Here is a 15959-nt window from a genome sequence, read left to right as displayed (position 1 = left end):
ATGATTTAATTGAATCGGTCGAAATGGTCATCCCATTCCACCGAAAATCGTTCCATTTGTTGTTCGATCGTATCGAGCACCGGATCTAAATCGTCCGAAACCTCCTCTTCCCCCGCTCGTTCGAGCGTGTGGAACTGTTCGGCCGTCTGTTCGAGACCGACCGAATACGATGCACCTTTTAACAGGTGGGCGAGTTGTTCGACTTGTTCGTGGTCCTCACGTTGGACCGCTTGCTTCAATTCAGGAAACTTGTCCTCAAACTGTTTCAAGTACGTTTGAGCGATTTTCGTTAGAAAATCTTTATTCCCGCCGGCAATTTGATGGAGCTCCGCCAACTTTTCTTCGTTAAACAGAGCATGCTTGGGCGTTTGTGACAACTCCATCCCTCCTTTGTCTGAATGTCAATCCATTCTTCCTCACTGTAGCACGTTTTCGCCAGAAAAGAAAAAATCTCCTTCTTTCCGATTGCGCTCCCCTAAACGCCTACCTATAATGAAGTTGAGCTAAGGTAGGAGGAGAACTATGCTAACGATTTACCGGACCGACGCGTCAGGACATGTCGACGAGATTGCAGACTTTGAAAAAGGCAGTTGGATTCAGCTCGTCAATCCGACGAAAGACGAGGCCGATCAAGTCATCGCCGCCTCCGGCATCCCGGAAGACTTCGTCTATGACCCGCTCGATATTGAAGAAAAACCACGGTTTGAAAAAGATGATGAAGGCCTCCTCATGATCATCGACGTACCGTACGTTGAAGAAGACGATACGGGAAGAGCCTACAACACGATCCCGCTCGGTATCATCGTGACCGGGAGACATTTCATTACCGTCTGTTCACGAGAACTTGACGTATTGAACTTGTTTTCGACCGGAAAAGCCCGCTTGTTCCGGACGAACTATCGCAGCCGATTCGTCTTTCAAATTCTGCACCGCGTCAGCATGACGTATTTGCGCTTTTTGCGTCAAATCGACCGGCGGATGGATGAGCTCGAGCAAGAGTTGCAACGATCGATGCGAAACCAAGAAATTTTTCAATTGATGAACTTACAGAAATCTCTCGTCTACTTCATGACGTCCTTGAAGGCGAATGACAGTGTCCTCGACCGAATCGTCAAGACGCCGAGTCTCGAGAAGCATGAAGAGGACGAGGAGCTACTCGACGATGTGTTCGTCGAGCACCGTCAGGCGATGGAGATGGCGTCGATTTATAACGACATCATCAGCATCAAGATGGAAGCGTTCGGCTCAATCATTTCGAACAACGTCAACTTCGTCATGAAGTTCTTGGCGTCCATCACGATCGTCTTGAGCATCCCGACGATGATCTCTGGGATTTTCGGGATGAACGTCGAAGTGCCGTTCGAAGGACAAGAGATCGGCTTCGTCATCGCCATCACGCTCATGCTCGGATTCTCGAGCCTCGCATTCTACATCTTATGGCGGAAACGGTATTTTTAGACAGAAAGCAATCACTACGTGTGGTTGCTTAATTTGTTGACTAACATGACTGACATCGCTCGTCCTTCCGGCGCCCACGCTTTCCGCAGGCAATCCCGGAGCCGCATCGCGACTCGCATCGCTGCTGGGTCTCCGTTGGATTGCTTTCCTGCAGGATTCGGGGCACCTCGGACGAGCGACGCAAACGGTTGCCATTCGGTGGCCGTTTGTCTTTATCTTCGGCTTCGAATGCCGAAGATAAAGCCTCAATCTATTCGAGTCTGAGAATGTGATAAAGGTGACTGGCCCGACTTGCTACATGACATCGGCCGGAATCAACAGGTCATAGAGGACCACATACAGGCTCAGTTTCATGTTCGGTAGGTTGGACAGCAGCGAGATCGTCTCCATGTTGGCTGGTTACAGCCAGCATCGTCCGGAATGACGCGCCACCCTAGGGCACACCGACTAGGGAATCAGCGAGACCGAGCAGCGTTTCGCGATACGGCTCGACGCCCGCCGACACGAAAGCGGCGTGCCGGACAGGGCGGCTGAAGCAAGGAAAACAAAGGAGCGTCATCCCTTCCGGAATGACGCTCCTTTTCGATCACTTTACATGAGTTTGACCGTGACGAGACAAAGGTCATCTTCAATCTCGATTTTCGGAACGAGACGTTCGGCGACGTGGTCGGCATAGCCGACACCGTATGTGGCGATGTCTTTCTCGAGCCAACGGATGCCATCGTCGATGTCTTTACTGTAGCACTCCATCAATCCGTCTGTGTACATATGCAAGACCATCCCCGGCTGCATCTCAATCTCTTTCGCCTCATAGTTCGGCTCTTCGAACATGCCGACCGGCACCCCGGTCGTCTCCAGGTGACAGACGCCTTCATCTGACGTGACGATGACCGGCGGATGGCCCGCGTTGACGTATTCGATTCGGCGGTTCGTCGTATCGATGTAACAGTAAACGGCTGTGAAGTAACTTTGCATGTCGTCCCCAGAGAACAAGAAAGTCATCTGTCGGTTCAATTCGCTCATGACGTCAACCGGGTACTGGACGTTCCCGACGAGCCCTGGCAAAATCGAACGGATGCCCATCGTGATGAGCGCCGAGGAGACGCCGTGCCCCATGACGTCGAAGATGATGACGCCATAGCGGTCCGGGGCGACTTGGAACCAAGCGTACATATCGCCCGCCAATTTTTTAGACGGTAAATAGAGCGCGCGCACATCAATCTCACCATTGCTGATTGGCGGCGTCAACGCGCTTTGTTGAATCTTTTGCGCCAAGTCGAGGTCGTACTGCAGTCGCGCCTCATATTTTTTTCGTTCATCGACGGCTGCCTTGTAGCGCAAAGCCGAACGAATCCGGGCAAGCAATTCCGTAATTTTAATCGGCTTCGTCGTATAGTCCGACGCTTCGGCGTCGAGTCCTTCGGCAATTTGTTTTTCTTCTGTTCGCCCCGACACCATGATCACCGGCAGTTCTTCGTACCCGGCCATCTGACGAATTCGCTTACACGTCTCGATACCTGAAATACCGGGCATCTCGACATCGAGTAAGACTAGATCATACCGTGACGGTGCCTGCGGATCCATGAGGAGCTCAAGCGCAGCTTCACCGCTTGAGACAGCGATTGTCTCGTAATTGTGTTGATGCAATAATTGTTCGAGAACCATCGTGTTGACCGGTTCATCATCCACAATCATAATCGCCATCTTCATCCCTACCTTCTCAGTCAATGTTCATCTAAGAGTTATTGTATCATATTTATTCGGCGGTCCGCCCATTTCAAACTTGTGACAGTTCGTCGGGTTCAAGCGTGGAGAAATGATGCAGAGTTTGGCATACTAGAATTATGAAAGCGAGGGATGCCGGATGGGATGGATATTCGCCGTGAGCGGCTTGATTATCTTGCTCGTCTTAATCGCCTCTGTCGTTGTCATCCAAAAAGGATACGCTTATAAAGACAACAAGGATGACATCGTCCTCGATTATGACGAGATCAATCGCCGCATTTTAGAAAAAGAGCAAGAAGAGAAACAAGACCGCCCATGAGGACGGTCTTGTTTTCATTTGAACTCGAATCGAAGCGCCCCATCATCGAGATAAAGGGCGGCATTGAACGTCTTTTCCCCTTTCGTAAACGTATGAACGTTCGACTGGCCCCCACCGATCATCTGCTTCAACTCGTCTTTCGAGATACCGACTCCGAGCACTTGCTTCGACATCGTGAATTTGCAGCCGTCTCGAAAACCGCTGCACCCGATGAATTTCGGATGCTCGACGAGTGCTTTCCCGCAACTCGGGCATACGCCGAACGACGGTTTTGGACGACTCGAGCCCGGGCCTTTACGCGAACCGCGTCTCGGTTCAATCGTATAGCCTTCCGGGTTGGCTGATCCGACTCGATTTTTCGCCTCATCGACGAGATGGATGGACATCTTCTTCGCTTGATCGATGAACTCGGCGGCAGAGGCCGCGCCTTGACCGATTTCATGAAGTCGCTTCTCCCATTTCGCTGTCATCGCCGGGGAAGCAAGGATGCTGTCTCCGAGGACGTCGATGAGCAGTCGCCCTTTGTCCGTCGGGACGAGCTCTTTCTTTTGAAGCATGACGTACCCGCGCTTTTTCAACCCGTCGATGATGTTCGCTCGAGTCGCTTCCGTCCCGAGCCCTTCGACCTCTTTCATGATATGAATCAACTCATCATCGTCTAGCTGGCGGCCGGCGACTTTCATCGCCAAGATGAGTGCCCCTTCCGTGTACCGTTTCGGTGGTTCGGTCTGCTTTGACAGTACTTCGACTTTTCGTTCAGCGAGCACCTCTCCTTTTTCAAGGGCAGGCAGTTCGACGTCTTTTGATTTCATCTCGACGACTTGACGATACCCCGGACTGACGACGACCGTCCCTTTTGCCCGGTACAAATCGTTCCCGTCCATTAAATCGACCGTCGTCTTCTCGAGCTTTGCCGGTTTGGCGAACGCGGCGAGGAATCGTCGGTTGATTAAATCGTAAAGCTTCGCCTCCTCCCCGCTCAACCGCATCACGTCCCCGCACGCCTCCGTCGGAATGATCGCATAGTGGTCACTCACTTTTTTCGCGTTGACGTAACGTTTATTGGACGCCGGATTCTCAGTCAAGAAAGGCGCGAGCTCGGCATAAGCCGAAGACTTCAACAGACGGGCCTTCGTCACCGGGAAGAGCGTCGCCTCGTCTGGCGTCACGAATCCGGAGTCCGTCCGCGGATAGCTGATCCAACCTTTTGTGTACAACTTTTGGGCCACATCGAGCGTCTTTTTTGCACCGAACCCGAATCGTTTCCCAGCCTCGGCTTGCAAGCCGGACAAACTGAACCAAAACGGCGGTTGTTCGATTTTCTCTTCCGTATCAATCGATTGGACGACCGCTTGACCGGAAGCGCGTTTGACGACGTCGTCCGCTTCTTGCCGGGTCTTCAATTTCGTTGTCTTCCCGACCGTATATTTTGCTTTGAAGGTCGCCCGTGATTTTTGAAGCGTCGCCTCGACCTCAAAATATGGTTCCGGTACAAACTGTTTTATTTCACGTTCCCGCTCGACGATGAGCGCGAGGGTTGGCGTCTGCACGCGGCCGAGCGAAAAGACGTCTTCAATCCCGATCGTCTTCAGTAACGTGGTATACGCTCGTGAAGCGTTCATCCCGACAAGCCAATCGGCACAGGCCCGGCTCATCGCCTCGTGATAGTACGGGACCGTCTCTTCTCCTGGTAGCAAGTTCGCGAAGCCACGGTCGACCGCCTGTTCCGTCAAACTGGAAATCCAAAGGCGCGTGAGCGGCTTCTTATTCCCGGCCAACCGCAAGATGAGCCGGACGATCGCCTCACCTTCGCGTTCGGCATCCGAGGCGATGATGATGTCCGTGATCGACTTGTCATGGAGCCATCGTTTGATCGTCTGGAACGGCTTTGACTTCCCTTTCGAAATGCGATAGTCGAACCGGTCCGGCACGATCGGGAGCGCCTCGTACTTCCATGACTTCCATTCCGGTCGGTAATAGGCCGGCTCTTGCAACTCGCACAGGTGCCCGACCGCCCAAACGACGATCGCCCCTTCCGGGAAACGGGCACACGGCGAGATTTCAATCTCTTCTTTCCGTTTTTTTGACGGATATGGGGCCGCAAGCTTTTGTGCTTGCGATGGTTTCTCGGCAATGATTAGTCTCATATCGTTCCTTTCCTCTGTGACGCGACTACAATTGTTTGCGTCACGATTCGAGTTTATGTTGGTCGCTCTGTCATTTTACTATATCATTAGGAGGATTACATACATACAAAAGGAGGGCCATCGATTGTCTTATCTGATTCTTTTTGCTGCCGTCTTTTTCTTATCAACGAGCGTCCTCTTCGTCAAATGGACGTCCGCACCAGCCGAGACGGCCGCATTTTATCGCATGTTGTTCTCGAGCCTGATGCTGTTGCCGTTTCTCGATTATCGGTCGCTCGTCTCCTTGCGGACGAACACCCGCTATGCGATCGGGCTGAGCGGCGTCTTGCTCGCCTTCCATTTCTGGTTATGGTTCTTATCGCTCGACTATACGACCGTCGCGAGCTCGACACTATTCGTCACATCGAGTCCGATTTTTGTGTTAATCGGGAACGCCGTGTTCTTCAAAAAACGACCGACACCGAAAGGACTCACGTTCGCCCTCGTCGCCGTTCTAGGCGGCATGCTCGTCGCGGCCGGTGATTTCCAGCTCGGTCGGGACGCACTCATCGGGGACGCGCTCGCTTTAGCGGCCGCTATCTTGATTGCCGGCTATTGGCTCGTCGGACAACACGTCCGGACGGAGATGAAGACAAACGACTATTCGTTTAGCGTCTATATCGTCGCGACAATCGTGCTCGGCTTCATGCTGCTCGTTCGCGATACGACGTTCGTCGCCTTTGAGACGGTCAACTGGTGGTATTTCATCGCCCTCGCCTTCTTCCCGACGCTACTCGGGCATAACTTATTCAATTATGCGCTTGCCCGTGTGAGCGCCACTGTCGTCAGCATCACCATTCTCGGAGAAGCGCTCTGGGGCATGTTGTTCGGCTTCTTCTTTTTCGAGGAACGGCTCGGCCCGTTCCAGCTGATTGGGGCAGCCGTCTTACTCGGCGGGATATACTTGTTCTTAAAAGAAGACGCCCGCTCTGTAAGAGCGGACGTCGCTTCATAAGTTGGTCGCTTGTTTGACTTCCTCTTCTGCCGGGCGGAATAACAGTTTCCGATCCCAGACGGCCATGCCGACCGCTGTCAAAAACGTCAGCGCGTCGGCAATCGGAAACGCGAGCCAAACGCCGAACACGCCAAGGTAAGACGGCAAGATAAACACGAGCGGGATTGTGTAAAGCGTCTGACGCGAGAGCGATAAAAACATCGCCACCCGTGCCTTGCCGAGCGATTGATAGATGCCGTTGATGAGCATTTGGACGCTCGGTAAAAACGACGCGGCGAACAGGACATGGATTGCCGTGACCCCACCAGCGATGAGTGCGGTGTCGTTCGTGAACATGCGCATGAGCGGGTTCGGGAACAGCTGAAGTGTCAGCCAAATCAACACGGCGATCGCGAGGCCGGCCCGAAGCGCCGTCCAAATCGTCTCGCGCATTCGTTCGAACTGGCGCGCGCCAAAATTATAGCCGACAATCGGTTGCATCCCTTGCACGATGCCCATGATCGGCATCCCAACGAGCGCCATAAATTTGTTGATGATGGCGAAAATGGCCAACTCTTCTGTCCCGCCGTACGTCCCGAGCATGACGTTCACACAAACGAATAAAATCGATTGGGACACCATCATGATGAACGACGAGGATCCAATCGCCATAATTTCTTTCAACTCGCCGAAACGAAGCCGAAACTTCCGCCATTGGAAGTCGAGCGCCGTTCGGCGTTTTTTTGAGAAGAAAAAGCGTAGCATGAGAATCGAACCGACGACTTGCGCGAGTGCGGTCGACCAGGCCGCCCCGTAAATGCCCCAACCGAACGTGAAGATGAAGAGCGGGGTCGTCACCAAATTCACGACGACCGTCGTGAGCATCACTTTCATCTGATACGGCGCTTGTCCTTCGGCCCGTACCATCGCACTGGCCGCGAGCGTGAACATGAAGAACGGAGAACTGATCAGTACGACAGATAAGTATTGTTGACTCAACTCCATGATGGCGGCCGTCGCCCCGAAGACGGTCAAAATCGAATCGAGCATAAAGAAGGCCGAACTGACGGCAAAGGCGGCGAACACGCCGACGAGGACGAGCACGTTTAAAAACGTCACGGCCGCGCCGGCGTCATCTCCTTTTCCGAGCTTCCGGGAACTGATGGAAGCGCCCCCTAACCCGACCGCGCTTGAGACAGCCATGAGAATCATTTGAATCGGAAACGCAATCCCAATCGCCGCAACTGCTGACGCCCCGATGCCACGTGCAACAAAGATCGTATCGATGATGTTATAGAGCGCCGTCACGAGCATCCCGATCATCGCCGGGAGCGACAGTTTAAACAGCAGTCGCGCAATCGGCTCGGTCCGGAGTTGCTCCGTATTTTGATTCATCCTTCCATCCCCTCCATCTCTTATGGTAATAGGGTAGCAAGATTGAATGGAACGGTCGACTATGTTGTCTTGTGCGATGTGTCACGTTTCAATCGCGGCAATTTCCTTCACTCTGACTTTTCGCTTGCGCATGATGAAGTCGACGTCGACCGGATAATCGACGCGGACACGAACGGTCATCATCGCCTGATGGGCCGTCTCGACGGACTTCCCTTCGACGTCCCACATTTCCTCAATCCGTTGTGTGAACCGTGTAAAACCGGGACCGAAAAACTCGACCTCCTCCCCACATCGGAAATGGTTTCGTTGTTCGAGCGTGGCTTCACGAGTCTGTTCATCGTATGCGATGACGCGCGCCGCGAACGCATATTGCGGGATGGCACGTCGCTGTCCGAACAGTTGCTCTCTCTCGGTCGGCGTCCCGTAATAAAAGCCGGTCGATAGTTCACGCTGGGCCGCTTTCCAAATCTCCTCTTCCCAAGCCGGGTCGAATTCGAACGCTTCGGGATCGTCACAATAGGCATCGATTACTTTTCGATACACGTTACAGACCGTCGCCACATAATGAATCGACTTCATCCGTCCTTCCACTTTTAAACTGTCGACACCCGCCTCGACCAAGTCTGGAATGTGACGAACCATCGATAAATCGACCGAGCTCATCGAGAACGGTTCCTCGTCTCGGGCTTCCATAGCCGGGGTCAAGAGTTCATCGGCTTCAAAAAAACCATATTTCCACCGACAAGACTGCGCACAGCCGCCTCGGTTCGCGTCACGGAGCGCCATATGGTTCGAGAGCGTGCATCGACCGGAGTACGAGATGCACATCGCCCCATGGACGAACGTCTCAATCTCGACGTCCACGTGTCGCTTCATTTCCCTGATTTCTTCCATCGAGACTTCACGTGCGAGTACGACCCGCTCCAACCCTTCCGCTTTCCAGAATCGAAGCGTCTCGTAGTTCGTCGCCGAGGCTTGTGTCGACAAGTGGACCGGAAGCCCAGGTGCTTCCGAGAGACAGACCTCAATCATCGCTGGATCGGAGACGATGACGGCATCAATCCCGATGTCACGTAACGTCGTGAAGAACGTGCCCGCCCCTTCGATATCGCCTTCGTGCGTAACCATGTTGGCGGCCACATACACTTTCGCTGCATTCGCATGGGCGAACGCAATCCCTTCTTGCATTTCGTCATAACTGAAGTTTCCGGCGCGCGAGCGTAAACCGAACTGTTGCCCGCCGATATAGACCGCGTCCGCCCCGTATCGAATCGCCATCTTCAATTTCTCCAAGTTCCCTGCCGGTGCCAATAATTCTGGTCGTCTTCTCATCATCGTTCCCTCACTTGATCTCTTCTGGATTTCGTAACAGTAGTCCGGTTCCGAGCCGGAACGGTTCAGGCTGGAGTGCGGCCAAGCGCCGCTCCATCTCGAATCGGTCAAACTTGGCGTTCAACAGGTGCGAGCGGGCCTGACTAAACAAGGCGACAATTTCAACGAACTGCTCCCCGGCATGCCATCCGTCAAGCTTCCACGTATGGAGCCCGTTTCGGAACAGTTCGGGCAGTTGGGCCATTAACGTCAAATCCTCTGAAAAGACGTGGGTGCCGTTCGCATCTTCGTAAATCGGATAACGGCTCGTTTCATCATTCGGTTCGCTTATATAATATTCACGCATCTCCCCCGACTCGTTTCGTCCTAACTCGTTGAAGTAGTTCGTTACGAGTGGACGTTTAGAATGGTGGATACATGTCGGACCGTATACTTGTACCTCAATCGGCAGACCAAGTTGACGCTGAATCTGATTAAGTTCGGTCAACGTCACTTCACGGGCGACGACGGCACCGATCGCTTCCCGCTTCGCCCAAAATTGAATCTGCCGGGCCGACGTGACGAGCGTTTGAGCGTCGTACCAATAGGGGATATTGGCTTTACGGATTAATGAAATCGCACCAGGGTCGCCGGCCGTCACACTGTCGACCCTAATCGTTTTTAACGCGCTCAAATAGTCCGGTAATGACGCGATTTGATCGTTGTGCATCAAGTTGTTCACGGCGACCGTGACTTCTTTTCCATATCGATGTGCAAGCGCTGTGACTTCTCTCACAGCCGAGAGCGACCAGTCACCTTTGTGACGCAATCCATACGTCGACTCTCCGACGATGAGACGGTCTGCCCCCGCTAATATAAGTGCTTCTGCTTGCGCGACGCTTTGCGCCGTCGCGATTAACTGAATCATCATCTCATTCTCTTCTCCTGACTTTGTGAGTCTAATCACATATTCTTGCTATACTCTAGCATACGTTTCGATATGCGAGCGAGGCAGGAATTTAACATCTCGTGAAGAAATGAGTAACAATGTATGACTTTTCTAAAGGAGTGAACCACTTTGTCCAAAACAGCTTTAATCACTGGAGCCTCGACCGGCATCGGTCTCGACCTCGCCGTATTGGCTGCCCGCGATGGGTATGATTGCATCCTCGTGTCACGAAACGAGCCCCGCCTACATGAATTGAAGAAAGTGCTCGAAAAGCGATACCGGGTGAACGTCCACGTCTTCGCCCTCGATTTGTCGGAACATCAGGCTGCGAAGCGACTGACCCACGCCATCGAAGAAGCCGGGTTGACGGTCGACTTTCTCATCAACAATGCCGGGTTCGGCACGGCCGGGGAGTTCATCGACTTGGATGCAGAGACCGAAGCCGAAGAAGTCCGCCTGAACGTCAACGCCTTGACGGAATTGACGAAGGCCTATTTGCCAGACATGGTCCGCCGCAATCACGGTCATGTGTTAAATGTCGCCTCCGTCGCAGCGTTCCAGCCTGGTCCATACATGGCGGTCTATTATGCGACGAAAGCGTATGTCCTCTCCCTCACCGAAGCGCTTCATGCCGAAGTGAAAGGCACCGGTGTTCACGTCAGCGTCCTCTGTCCGGGTCCGACCGACACAGGCTTCTTCAATCGAGCCGGCAGCGAGATGATGGTATCGAAAATGCCATCGCACCTTGTCGCTTTCTTCGGATACAAAGGGGTCATGAACAATAAACGTGTCATCGTGCCAGGGCTATCGAACCAATTGCTCGTCGGCGCGGCGAAACTAATGCCACGCGCCGTCAGCCTCGAAATTTTACGACGTTTCCAAAAACCGACCGACGCGGCAGTGGAACAAGTTCCGAACGCATAGAAAAACCGTAAAGCGCTGCGGCGCTTTACGGTTTTTTACGTGTCGGCCAATCGACGACGTGGAACAGGCGCTTGATGAGGACGACTGCAGGAATGAGGAGCATCAGCCCGGTCACAGCCACGCTCGTGACAGCGAGGATGGAAGCGGTCGATGCTTCCCGTGACATGATCGCTTGAACCAAGTCGATGGACTGGATGGACAAGACGATCATGAGTGCCGGCCAGACACTCGCGGCGAGCACCCCGACCATCGCATAACGCGTCCGGACGAAGCGGCGAAGAATGAAAAAGATATGAAGTCCGATGAAGAACAATCCGATGAAGAGGAACATGCCAAATTCATAGACGTTGATATAATCACTCACGATGCATCACCTCACTCTTTCCATAACATTTACCCTTCGTCCCGGACAAATATGCGAACAAACAGATCTCGCAAGACGAGCAAGAAGAAAACGTTACCGACGCCATGAGCCAAGTCGAACGGTACGCTCAAGATGAGCAAATTCACGAATTCACTGCCAATCACCTCGGCGTAAGCGACGTTCGTCGTCCATCCGAACAGAAAGCCCGCCGCTAGACCGGTGAGACCGAGCAAGAGTCTCGACTTCATAAGTATTCGCCGAAGCGCGACCACCGTCGTCACGACGACGAGCCACCCTAGAAACTGATACAAGACGAACGGACCGAGTCCGAGCAACAGTCCGGATAAAACCGGGACGAACAAGGCGAGCATCGCGGCACTCGTCCACCCAAAATACAGTGCGGTCAACATGATGATTGCCGTCGTCGGTTGGACGTTCGGAATGGCGACGAACAGCCAACGACCGATGACGGCCACGGCGAGCAGCTGGGTCAACACGGCCAATGGGGTTGTCGTCCGTTCGAATCGGGACATTAACCCGTACGCCATCACAGCGCCGACGAGGAATGTGACCATACGAGACTCCGTTCCATGAATGCTTCTTTTGTTCCATCGAAGACGATGGTGCCATTCGATAGCGACACGACTCGATCGGCATGCTCGAGAAGGACGGGATCATGAGACGCGCAAATAAGCTGAGCGGTCTGTCGCTTTTCAAGGAGCGCCCGACAAAAATGCCGCCGCTCTTCATCTGTCAGACCGACAGTCGGTTCGTCGAGCAAGACGATCGGGACATCCGCGACGAGAACGGCCGCCAGCTGGGCGACCCGACGGTTCGACGCCTCCGGGAACGGACCGTATTCTTCCTCGGCCGGTAAATAAAGCGGGCGTCCCACTCGCTTGATTTTCCCTTGAAGCGGCCGAATGCTTTTCGCTAGCAGCTCGAGTAGTGTCGACTTTCCGCTCCCGTTCGTGCCAATCAAAACGGTCAAGCCGGGCTTGTCCGCCGTGAACGTCGCATGTTCGACGGCATATGCAGGTTGCAGCGGATGACGGTAAGACACGTCACGAGCCGAAATTTCGACTTCCCCAATTGAAGGGGCGACTGAAAAGGCGGATGCGGCACCGGCCTCACGCGCCCGCTCCGTATACGCCACTTTGACGCCGAGATGGGTGAGACGTTCCAATAACATCGTCAAGTGCTCGCGACGATATCGATCAAGATGGCGGAACGGCTCATGTAACACGAGCGCCTGTGGCCGTCTCATGAGCGCATGGGCGATTCGGACGAGTTGGCGTTCGCCGCTCGAGCATTCATCGAACCGCTTATAGAGCAAGTGATCGATTTGCAAGATGGCGACGACCTCGGACCCATATAACGGGTCCTCCTCGATGAGCAAGGAGGCGACCCTGCCAGCGAGCGGTGAATCGAGTTTAACGGGCGTCGCGCCATTGGTGGTCACCCACTCATCGACTCGTCCCTGTCCGGAAGATAACCATTCCATCGCGTAGCCCTCCTTTCGTTAAATACGGATACAGTAACCAAATGACTGGCCACCCTAAATAAATCGCTATGAAACAAATCCCCATGACAATCAGATGGGTGACGTCATGCAAGCCGAGGCGTCGCAGCCGCGCCTTCGCGTATACGGGCTCATCGCGTTGGCTCTCAATCCCTACGACCACCGCCTCCTGCCAGTCTTGACGCGCATGACTCTTCAAGGACAGACGCACGGCCCGTTCCATCGAAGGAATGAGCGCCCATCCGCCGTAAAGAAGTTTCGTCGACCGCGGCCAACGCTCGAGTAAAGGCAACAGCCGATCAAGCTTTAGGAAACGACTGACCCAGACCATCCCGAACAAGAACGTCGCCAATTGGACGAGTTGACGCGTAACCCGCGCCGTCGAAACGTCCCATCCAATCAAGACGGGGGAAAACGAGATGAGCGTGAACGCGATGAGCACACCGGTCATCGCCAGCGGAAACCGGCGCTCGATGAGGAGCAGACCGACCAAGCCGAATAAGAGCCAAAGCGATCCGTTCAAATGCACGATGACGTACAGATGCGCCAAAAGAAAGAAAAGTAGCGTGACCGGATGTCTTCGCTCCCAATCCGCCTCATTCGAAGAAAGAAATCGCATCTTCTTCAAAACGCCATTGAATGATATCGGTCGACTCGACTTCTTTCGCTCCGGCACCTTCGTCACCCGGGCTACCGTTGAATGCATACACCCAACCTGATGATTGCCCTTCTGATTTTTCCTCGATGCCATCGATTCCGGTGACGTATGTCATCTCTCCGTCGCCTACCGATTCAATCTCTAGTTCCGTCGCTTTGAGCGCATCCATGACCGTCGCCCCTTCATCGAGACAGACGCTCTTCTCATGGAAGAGCGTCTCTTCCGTCGCCGCGTTGTATACAGAGATGGTCGGTTCGACGGCGCATCCGTCGCTTGCCTCTTCAGTCCCAGTCCCGGCACAAGCCGTGAGCATTGGGACGAGTAAGCCTAACAGGAGTAATCGTTTCATTGGTCCGTCAAATCCTCTCGTTGGTGAATGGAATAGTTGTATAAAATAATATAACGCTCTCCGGTGCTCCTTCCTTCTCGGGTGAGTCCCGACAGTTGGATGCTGTTGGCAAGCACCGGGTCACGTTGGAGCCAAAACTTGACGACGCGGCCTTCCCGGTTAATCATGAACATCGCCTCGTTCTCATACGTATACATGTCGTACAGCCCGTCGAAAGCGAGCTGGACGAGCGGCGCGTTCACTTGGTCCACGAAGTCTTGCCACTCCGTATCCCCGACCGCATTTAACACGCGATCAAAGTCGACGAGTTTTTCGAAAAAAGCACGCCCTGAATCTTTGTTCAACTCGTCGACTTGCCGGTAAGACAATTCGCCCGATTCGTCGTAAGTGATGCGAATCTGTTGGAACGAATTGCTACGTTCGACGAGGAGCAAGTACTCGAGTGACTGCAAGTCGCCGTCCCGAGTGAACACCATTTTGCTGCGGTCGAGCTTAATCGCTTCCGCGTTGACCCGACGCAAGATGTGGTTCGTCATCTGGTCAAACGAATCATCTTGAATCGAGACGGCCCCGATTTGTTGCGACTCGGCCCGAAACTCAGATTGGTCGAACAGCGGGACGAACAACAGCACGATAAAGAAAAAGAAGCCGACGAGTGCCCCGTACCATTTGTAACGGCTGTTCCGTTTCGGGAAAAACAAGAAAGATAACAAAAAACCGATTGGAATATGGAATCCGCCGATTGGGAACGAGACGATTCCGAGCAATGAGTAGAACAAGAACTTTAAGAAGAAGCGCGGTTCCGGTTCTTTCAGCTGGTTCAAGCGCAAGCCGAGCAACACGCTGATGACGAGAAACCCTAGCCACACGTAAAGTTGAATAGTCACATCAATCCCCCACTATGATTTCATCAAAGTCGGACGCGACGTGGCTATTGCCGAACGCCGTGACGACTTCCGCCTTAAACTCCGACTCCCGTCCTTGATAGCGTGCCGAGATATGTGTCACAATCAATTGACCGACACGACACGTCTTCGCGAGCGCTGCCGCCTCGACCGTCGTCGAATGACCGTATTGTCGGGCGAGTTTTGCCTCGGCCTCCATGAACGTCGCCTCATGGACGAGCACATCTGCGTCCCGGGCGAGCCGCTCCGCATTCTCACAAGGCACCGTGTCCCCAAGAATCGCGATGACGGGCCCGGTGACTGGCTCTGTGACGTATTCTTTAGACGCGTACGTTTTCCCTTCAAACTCGAACGTCTCAACCTGCTTGATTTGACCGTAAATCGGCCCGTTCGGGATGCCGAGCGCCTTCACTTTGTCGACGAGGAGCGTCCCTGGGCGAATCGGCGCCTCAATCCGGAACCCGTACGACGGAAAACGGTGTTCGAGCTTTTTCACCGTGACGCGATGACCGTCCTGGAGAAATTCGTCTCCATCCTTATACTCGACGATGGTCAACGGATACCCTAGATATGACCCCGTCACGTTCAGCGTCATCTCGAGCCATTTCTTAATCCCTTTCGGCCCATAAAGCGTGAGCGGGTCCGTCCCCGCGAGCGCCGAGCGCGTCGATAAAAAACCCGGCAAGCCGAAGACGTGGTCGCCATGGAGATGGGTGATAAAGACAGCAGACACTTTCCTTGGCTTCAATGACGTATGGAGGATTTGATGCTGTGTCGCTTCGCCGCAATCGAACAACCACGTCTGTTTCGGTAATGTCAAACCGAGCCCGGACACGTTCCGTTGTTTCGAAGGCATCCCTGACCCAGTTCCTAAAAAATGTAACTTCATAAATAATTTTGTCCTTTCTTGTACACCGTTCCATGCTATACTTAACGTAATCGTTGAAAAGGATGTGATCC

The 15959-nt window shown here is 53.5% G+C and carries 17 protein-coding genes; 4 read left to right on the top strand and 13 right to left on the bottom strand.

Features of this window, described 5'->3' with window-relative positions:
* Positions 1-5: 5 nt before the first annotated feature.
* Complete coding sequence (locus tag DI14_RS05080; RefSeq protein ID WP_034806023.1) at positions 6-383, bottom strand: Hpt domain-containing protein; 378 nt, start codon at positions 381-383, stop codon at positions 6-8.
* Between the two features lie 139 nt (positions 384-522).
* Here DI14_RS05080 and DI14_RS05075 point away from each other — a divergent pair, with 139 nt between their 5' ends.
* Positions 523-1458, top strand: coding sequence for a magnesium transporter CorA family protein (locus DI14_RS05075; RefSeq protein ID WP_034806021.1), 936 nt, complete (start codon positions 523-525; stop codon positions 1456-1458).
* A 591-nt stretch (positions 1459-2049) separates the two neighbouring features.
* Here DI14_RS05075 and DI14_RS05070 read toward each other — a convergent pair.
* Positions 2050-3168 carry a PP2C family protein-serine/threonine phosphatase gene (locus DI14_RS05070; RefSeq protein ID WP_235193396.1) on the bottom strand — a complete coding sequence of 373 codons (1119 nt, stop codon included), beginning with the start codon at positions 3166-3168 and terminating at the stop codon, positions 2050-2052.
* A gap of 154 nt (positions 3169-3322) precedes the next feature.
* Between DI14_RS05070 and ytzI the strand changes: the two genes are divergently transcribed.
* Entirely contained in the window at positions 3323-3502 is a 180-nt protein-coding gene (gene ytzI / locus DI14_RS05065) for a YtzI protein (RefSeq protein WP_034806018.1), read from the top strand.
* Between the two features lie 14 nt (positions 3503-3516).
* On the opposite strand, the gene DI14_RS05060 is transcribed toward ytzI, so the two are convergent.
* Positions 3517-5649 (bottom strand): DNA topoisomerase III, encoded by a 2133-nt coding sequence (locus tag DI14_RS05060; protein ID WP_034806015.1) that lies wholly within the window; start codon positions 5647-5649, stop codon positions 3517-3519.
* A 124-nt stretch (positions 5650-5773) separates the two neighbouring features.
* On the opposite strand from DI14_RS05060, the gene DI14_RS05055 reads away from it, so the two are divergent.
* Positions 5774-6643 carry a DMT family transporter gene (locus DI14_RS05055; protein WP_034806014.1) on the top strand — a complete coding sequence of 290 codons (870 nt, stop codon included), beginning with the start codon at positions 5774-5776 and terminating at the stop codon, positions 6641-6643.
* Here the strand turns inward: DI14_RS05055 and DI14_RS05050 are convergent.
* The 3 genes from DI14_RS05050 to DI14_RS05040 form a co-directional block, all read right to left on the bottom strand.
* Positions 6638-8017: an MATE family efflux transporter gene (locus DI14_RS05050; protein ID WP_034806012.1), complete on the bottom strand. Its 1380-nt coding sequence runs from the start codon at positions 8015-8017 to the stop codon at positions 6638-6640. The two genes, DI14_RS05055 and DI14_RS05050, sit on opposite strands and share 6 nt — an antisense overlap.
* Positions 8018-8098: 81 nt before the next feature.
* A complete protein-coding gene (locus tag DI14_RS05045) occupies positions 8099-9349 on the bottom strand; it encodes a U32 family peptidase (RefSeq protein ID WP_034806056.1) in 1251 nt (416 codons plus the stop codon).
* Positions 9350-9359: 10 nt separating this feature from the next.
* The gene (locus DI14_RS05040; RefSeq protein ID WP_081825818.1) at positions 9360-10259 is read right to left on the bottom strand and encodes a peptidase U32 family protein; all 900 of its coding nucleotides are present in this window, start codon (positions 10257-10259) and stop codon (positions 9360-9362) included.
* Positions 10260-10406: 147 nt separating this feature from the next.
* Between DI14_RS05040 and DI14_RS05035 the strand changes: the two genes are divergently transcribed.
* Positions 10407-11201, top strand: coding sequence for an SDR family oxidoreductase (locus DI14_RS05035; RefSeq protein ID WP_034806010.1), 795 nt, complete (start codon positions 10407-10409; stop codon positions 11199-11201).
* 25 nt (positions 11202-11226) lie between these two features.
* On the opposite strand, the gene DI14_RS05030 is transcribed toward DI14_RS05035, so the two are convergent.
* The 7 genes from DI14_RS05030 to rnz are packed head-to-tail and all read right to left on the bottom strand — an operon-like array spanning position 11227 to position 15888.
* Positions 11227-11565, bottom strand: a complete 339-nt coding sequence (locus DI14_RS05030) for a hypothetical protein (RefSeq protein ID WP_152545868.1) — start codon at positions 11563-11565, stop codon at positions 11227-11229.
* A 29-nt stretch (positions 11566-11594) separates the two neighbouring features.
* On the bottom strand, positions 11595-12140 hold the full coding sequence (locus tag DI14_RS05025) for a hypothetical protein (RefSeq protein ID WP_034806008.1): 546 nt from the start codon (positions 12138-12140) through the stop codon (positions 11595-11597).
* On the bottom strand, positions 12113-13069 hold the full coding sequence (locus DI14_RS05020; RefSeq protein WP_034806007.1) for an ATP-binding cassette domain-containing protein: 957 nt from the start codon (positions 13067-13069) through the stop codon (positions 12113-12115). The genes DI14_RS05025 and DI14_RS05020 overlap by 28 nt, the downstream gene beginning before the upstream one ends.
* A complete protein-coding gene (locus DI14_RS05015) occupies positions 13032-13706 on the bottom strand; it encodes a hypothetical protein (RefSeq protein ID WP_034806006.1) in 675 nt (224 codons plus the stop codon). Before DI14_RS05015 ends, DI14_RS05020 begins: the two co-directional genes overlap by 38 nt.
* Positions 13684-14094: a DUF4430 domain-containing protein gene (locus DI14_RS05010; RefSeq protein ID WP_034806005.1), complete on the bottom strand. Its 411-nt coding sequence runs from the start codon at positions 14092-14094 to the stop codon at positions 13684-13686. Before DI14_RS05010 ends, DI14_RS05015 begins: the two co-directional genes overlap by 23 nt.
* On the bottom strand, positions 14091-14981 hold the full coding sequence (locus DI14_RS05005; RefSeq protein ID WP_034806003.1) for a hypothetical protein: 891 nt from the start codon (positions 14979-14981) through the stop codon (positions 14091-14093). The genes DI14_RS05010 and DI14_RS05005 overlap by 4 nt, the downstream gene beginning before the upstream one ends.
* Position 14982: 1 nt before the next feature.
* Positions 14983-15888, bottom strand: a complete 906-nt coding sequence (rnz, locus tag DI14_RS05000) for a ribonuclease Z (protein WP_034806001.1) — start codon at positions 15886-15888, stop codon at positions 14983-14985.
* Positions 15889-15959: the final 71 nt, after the last annotated feature.

This window comes from Exiguobacterium sp. AB2, assembly GCF_000696055.1.
GTDB classification, from domain to species: domain Bacteria; phylum Bacillota; class Bacilli; order Exiguobacteriales; family Exiguobacteriaceae; genus Exiguobacterium; species Exiguobacterium alkaliphilum.
The sequence above is the reverse complement of the archived record's forward strand: the minus strand, read 5'-3'. Positions and strand labels throughout refer to the sequence as shown.

What these genes read in the sequence shown, in the direction of transcription:
- DI14_RS05080 (WP_034806023.1), bottom strand. Translation starts at nt 383, where the DNA reads ATGGAGTTGTCACAAACGCCCAAGCATGCTCTGTTTAACGAAGAAAAG.
- DI14_RS05075 (WP_034806021.1), top strand. Translation starts at nt 523, where the DNA reads ATGCTAACGATTTACCGGACCGACGCGTCAGGACATGTCGACGAGATT.
- DI14_RS05070 (WP_235193396.1), bottom strand. Translation starts at nt 3,168, where the DNA reads ATGAAGATGGCGATTATGATTGTGGATGATGAACCGGTCAACACGATG.
- ytzI (WP_034806018.1), top strand. Translation starts at nt 3,323, where the DNA reads ATGGGATGGATATTCGCCGTGAGCGGCTTGATTATCTTGCTCGTCTTA.
- DI14_RS05060 (WP_034806015.1), bottom strand. Translation starts at nt 5,649, where the DNA reads ATGAGACTAATCATTGCCGAGAAACCATCGCAAGCACAAAAGCTTGCG.
- DI14_RS05050 (WP_034806012.1), bottom strand. Translation starts at nt 8,017, where the DNA reads ATGAATCAAAATACGGAGCAACTCCGGACCGAGCCGATTGCGCGACTG.
- DI14_RS05045 (WP_034806056.1), bottom strand. Translation starts at nt 9,349, where the DNA reads ATGAGAAGACGACCAGAATTATTGGCACCGGCAGGGAACTTGGAGAAA.
- DI14_RS05040 (WP_081825818.1), bottom strand. Translation starts at nt 10,259, where the DNA reads ATGATGATTCAGTTAATCGCGACGGCGCAAAGCGTCGCGCAAGCAGAA.
- DI14_RS05025 (WP_034806008.1), bottom strand. Translation starts at nt 12,140, where the DNA reads ATGGTCACATTCCTCGTCGGCGCTGTGATGGCGTACGGGTTAATGTCC.
- DI14_RS05020 (WP_034806007.1), bottom strand. Translation starts at nt 13,069, where the DNA reads ATGGAATGGTTATCTTCCGGACAGGGACGAGTCGATGAGTGGGTGACC.
- DI14_RS05015 (WP_034806006.1), bottom strand. Translation starts at nt 13,706, where the DNA reads ATGCGATTTCTTTCTTCGAATGAGGCGGATTGGGAGCGAAGACATCCG.
- DI14_RS05010 (WP_034806005.1), bottom strand. Translation starts at nt 14,094, where the DNA reads ATGAAACGATTACTCCTGTTAGGCTTACTCGTCCCAATGCTCACGGCT.
- rnz (WP_034806001.1), bottom strand. Translation starts at nt 15,888, where the DNA reads ATGAAGTTACATTTTTTAGGAACTGGGTCAGGGATGCCTTCGAAACAA.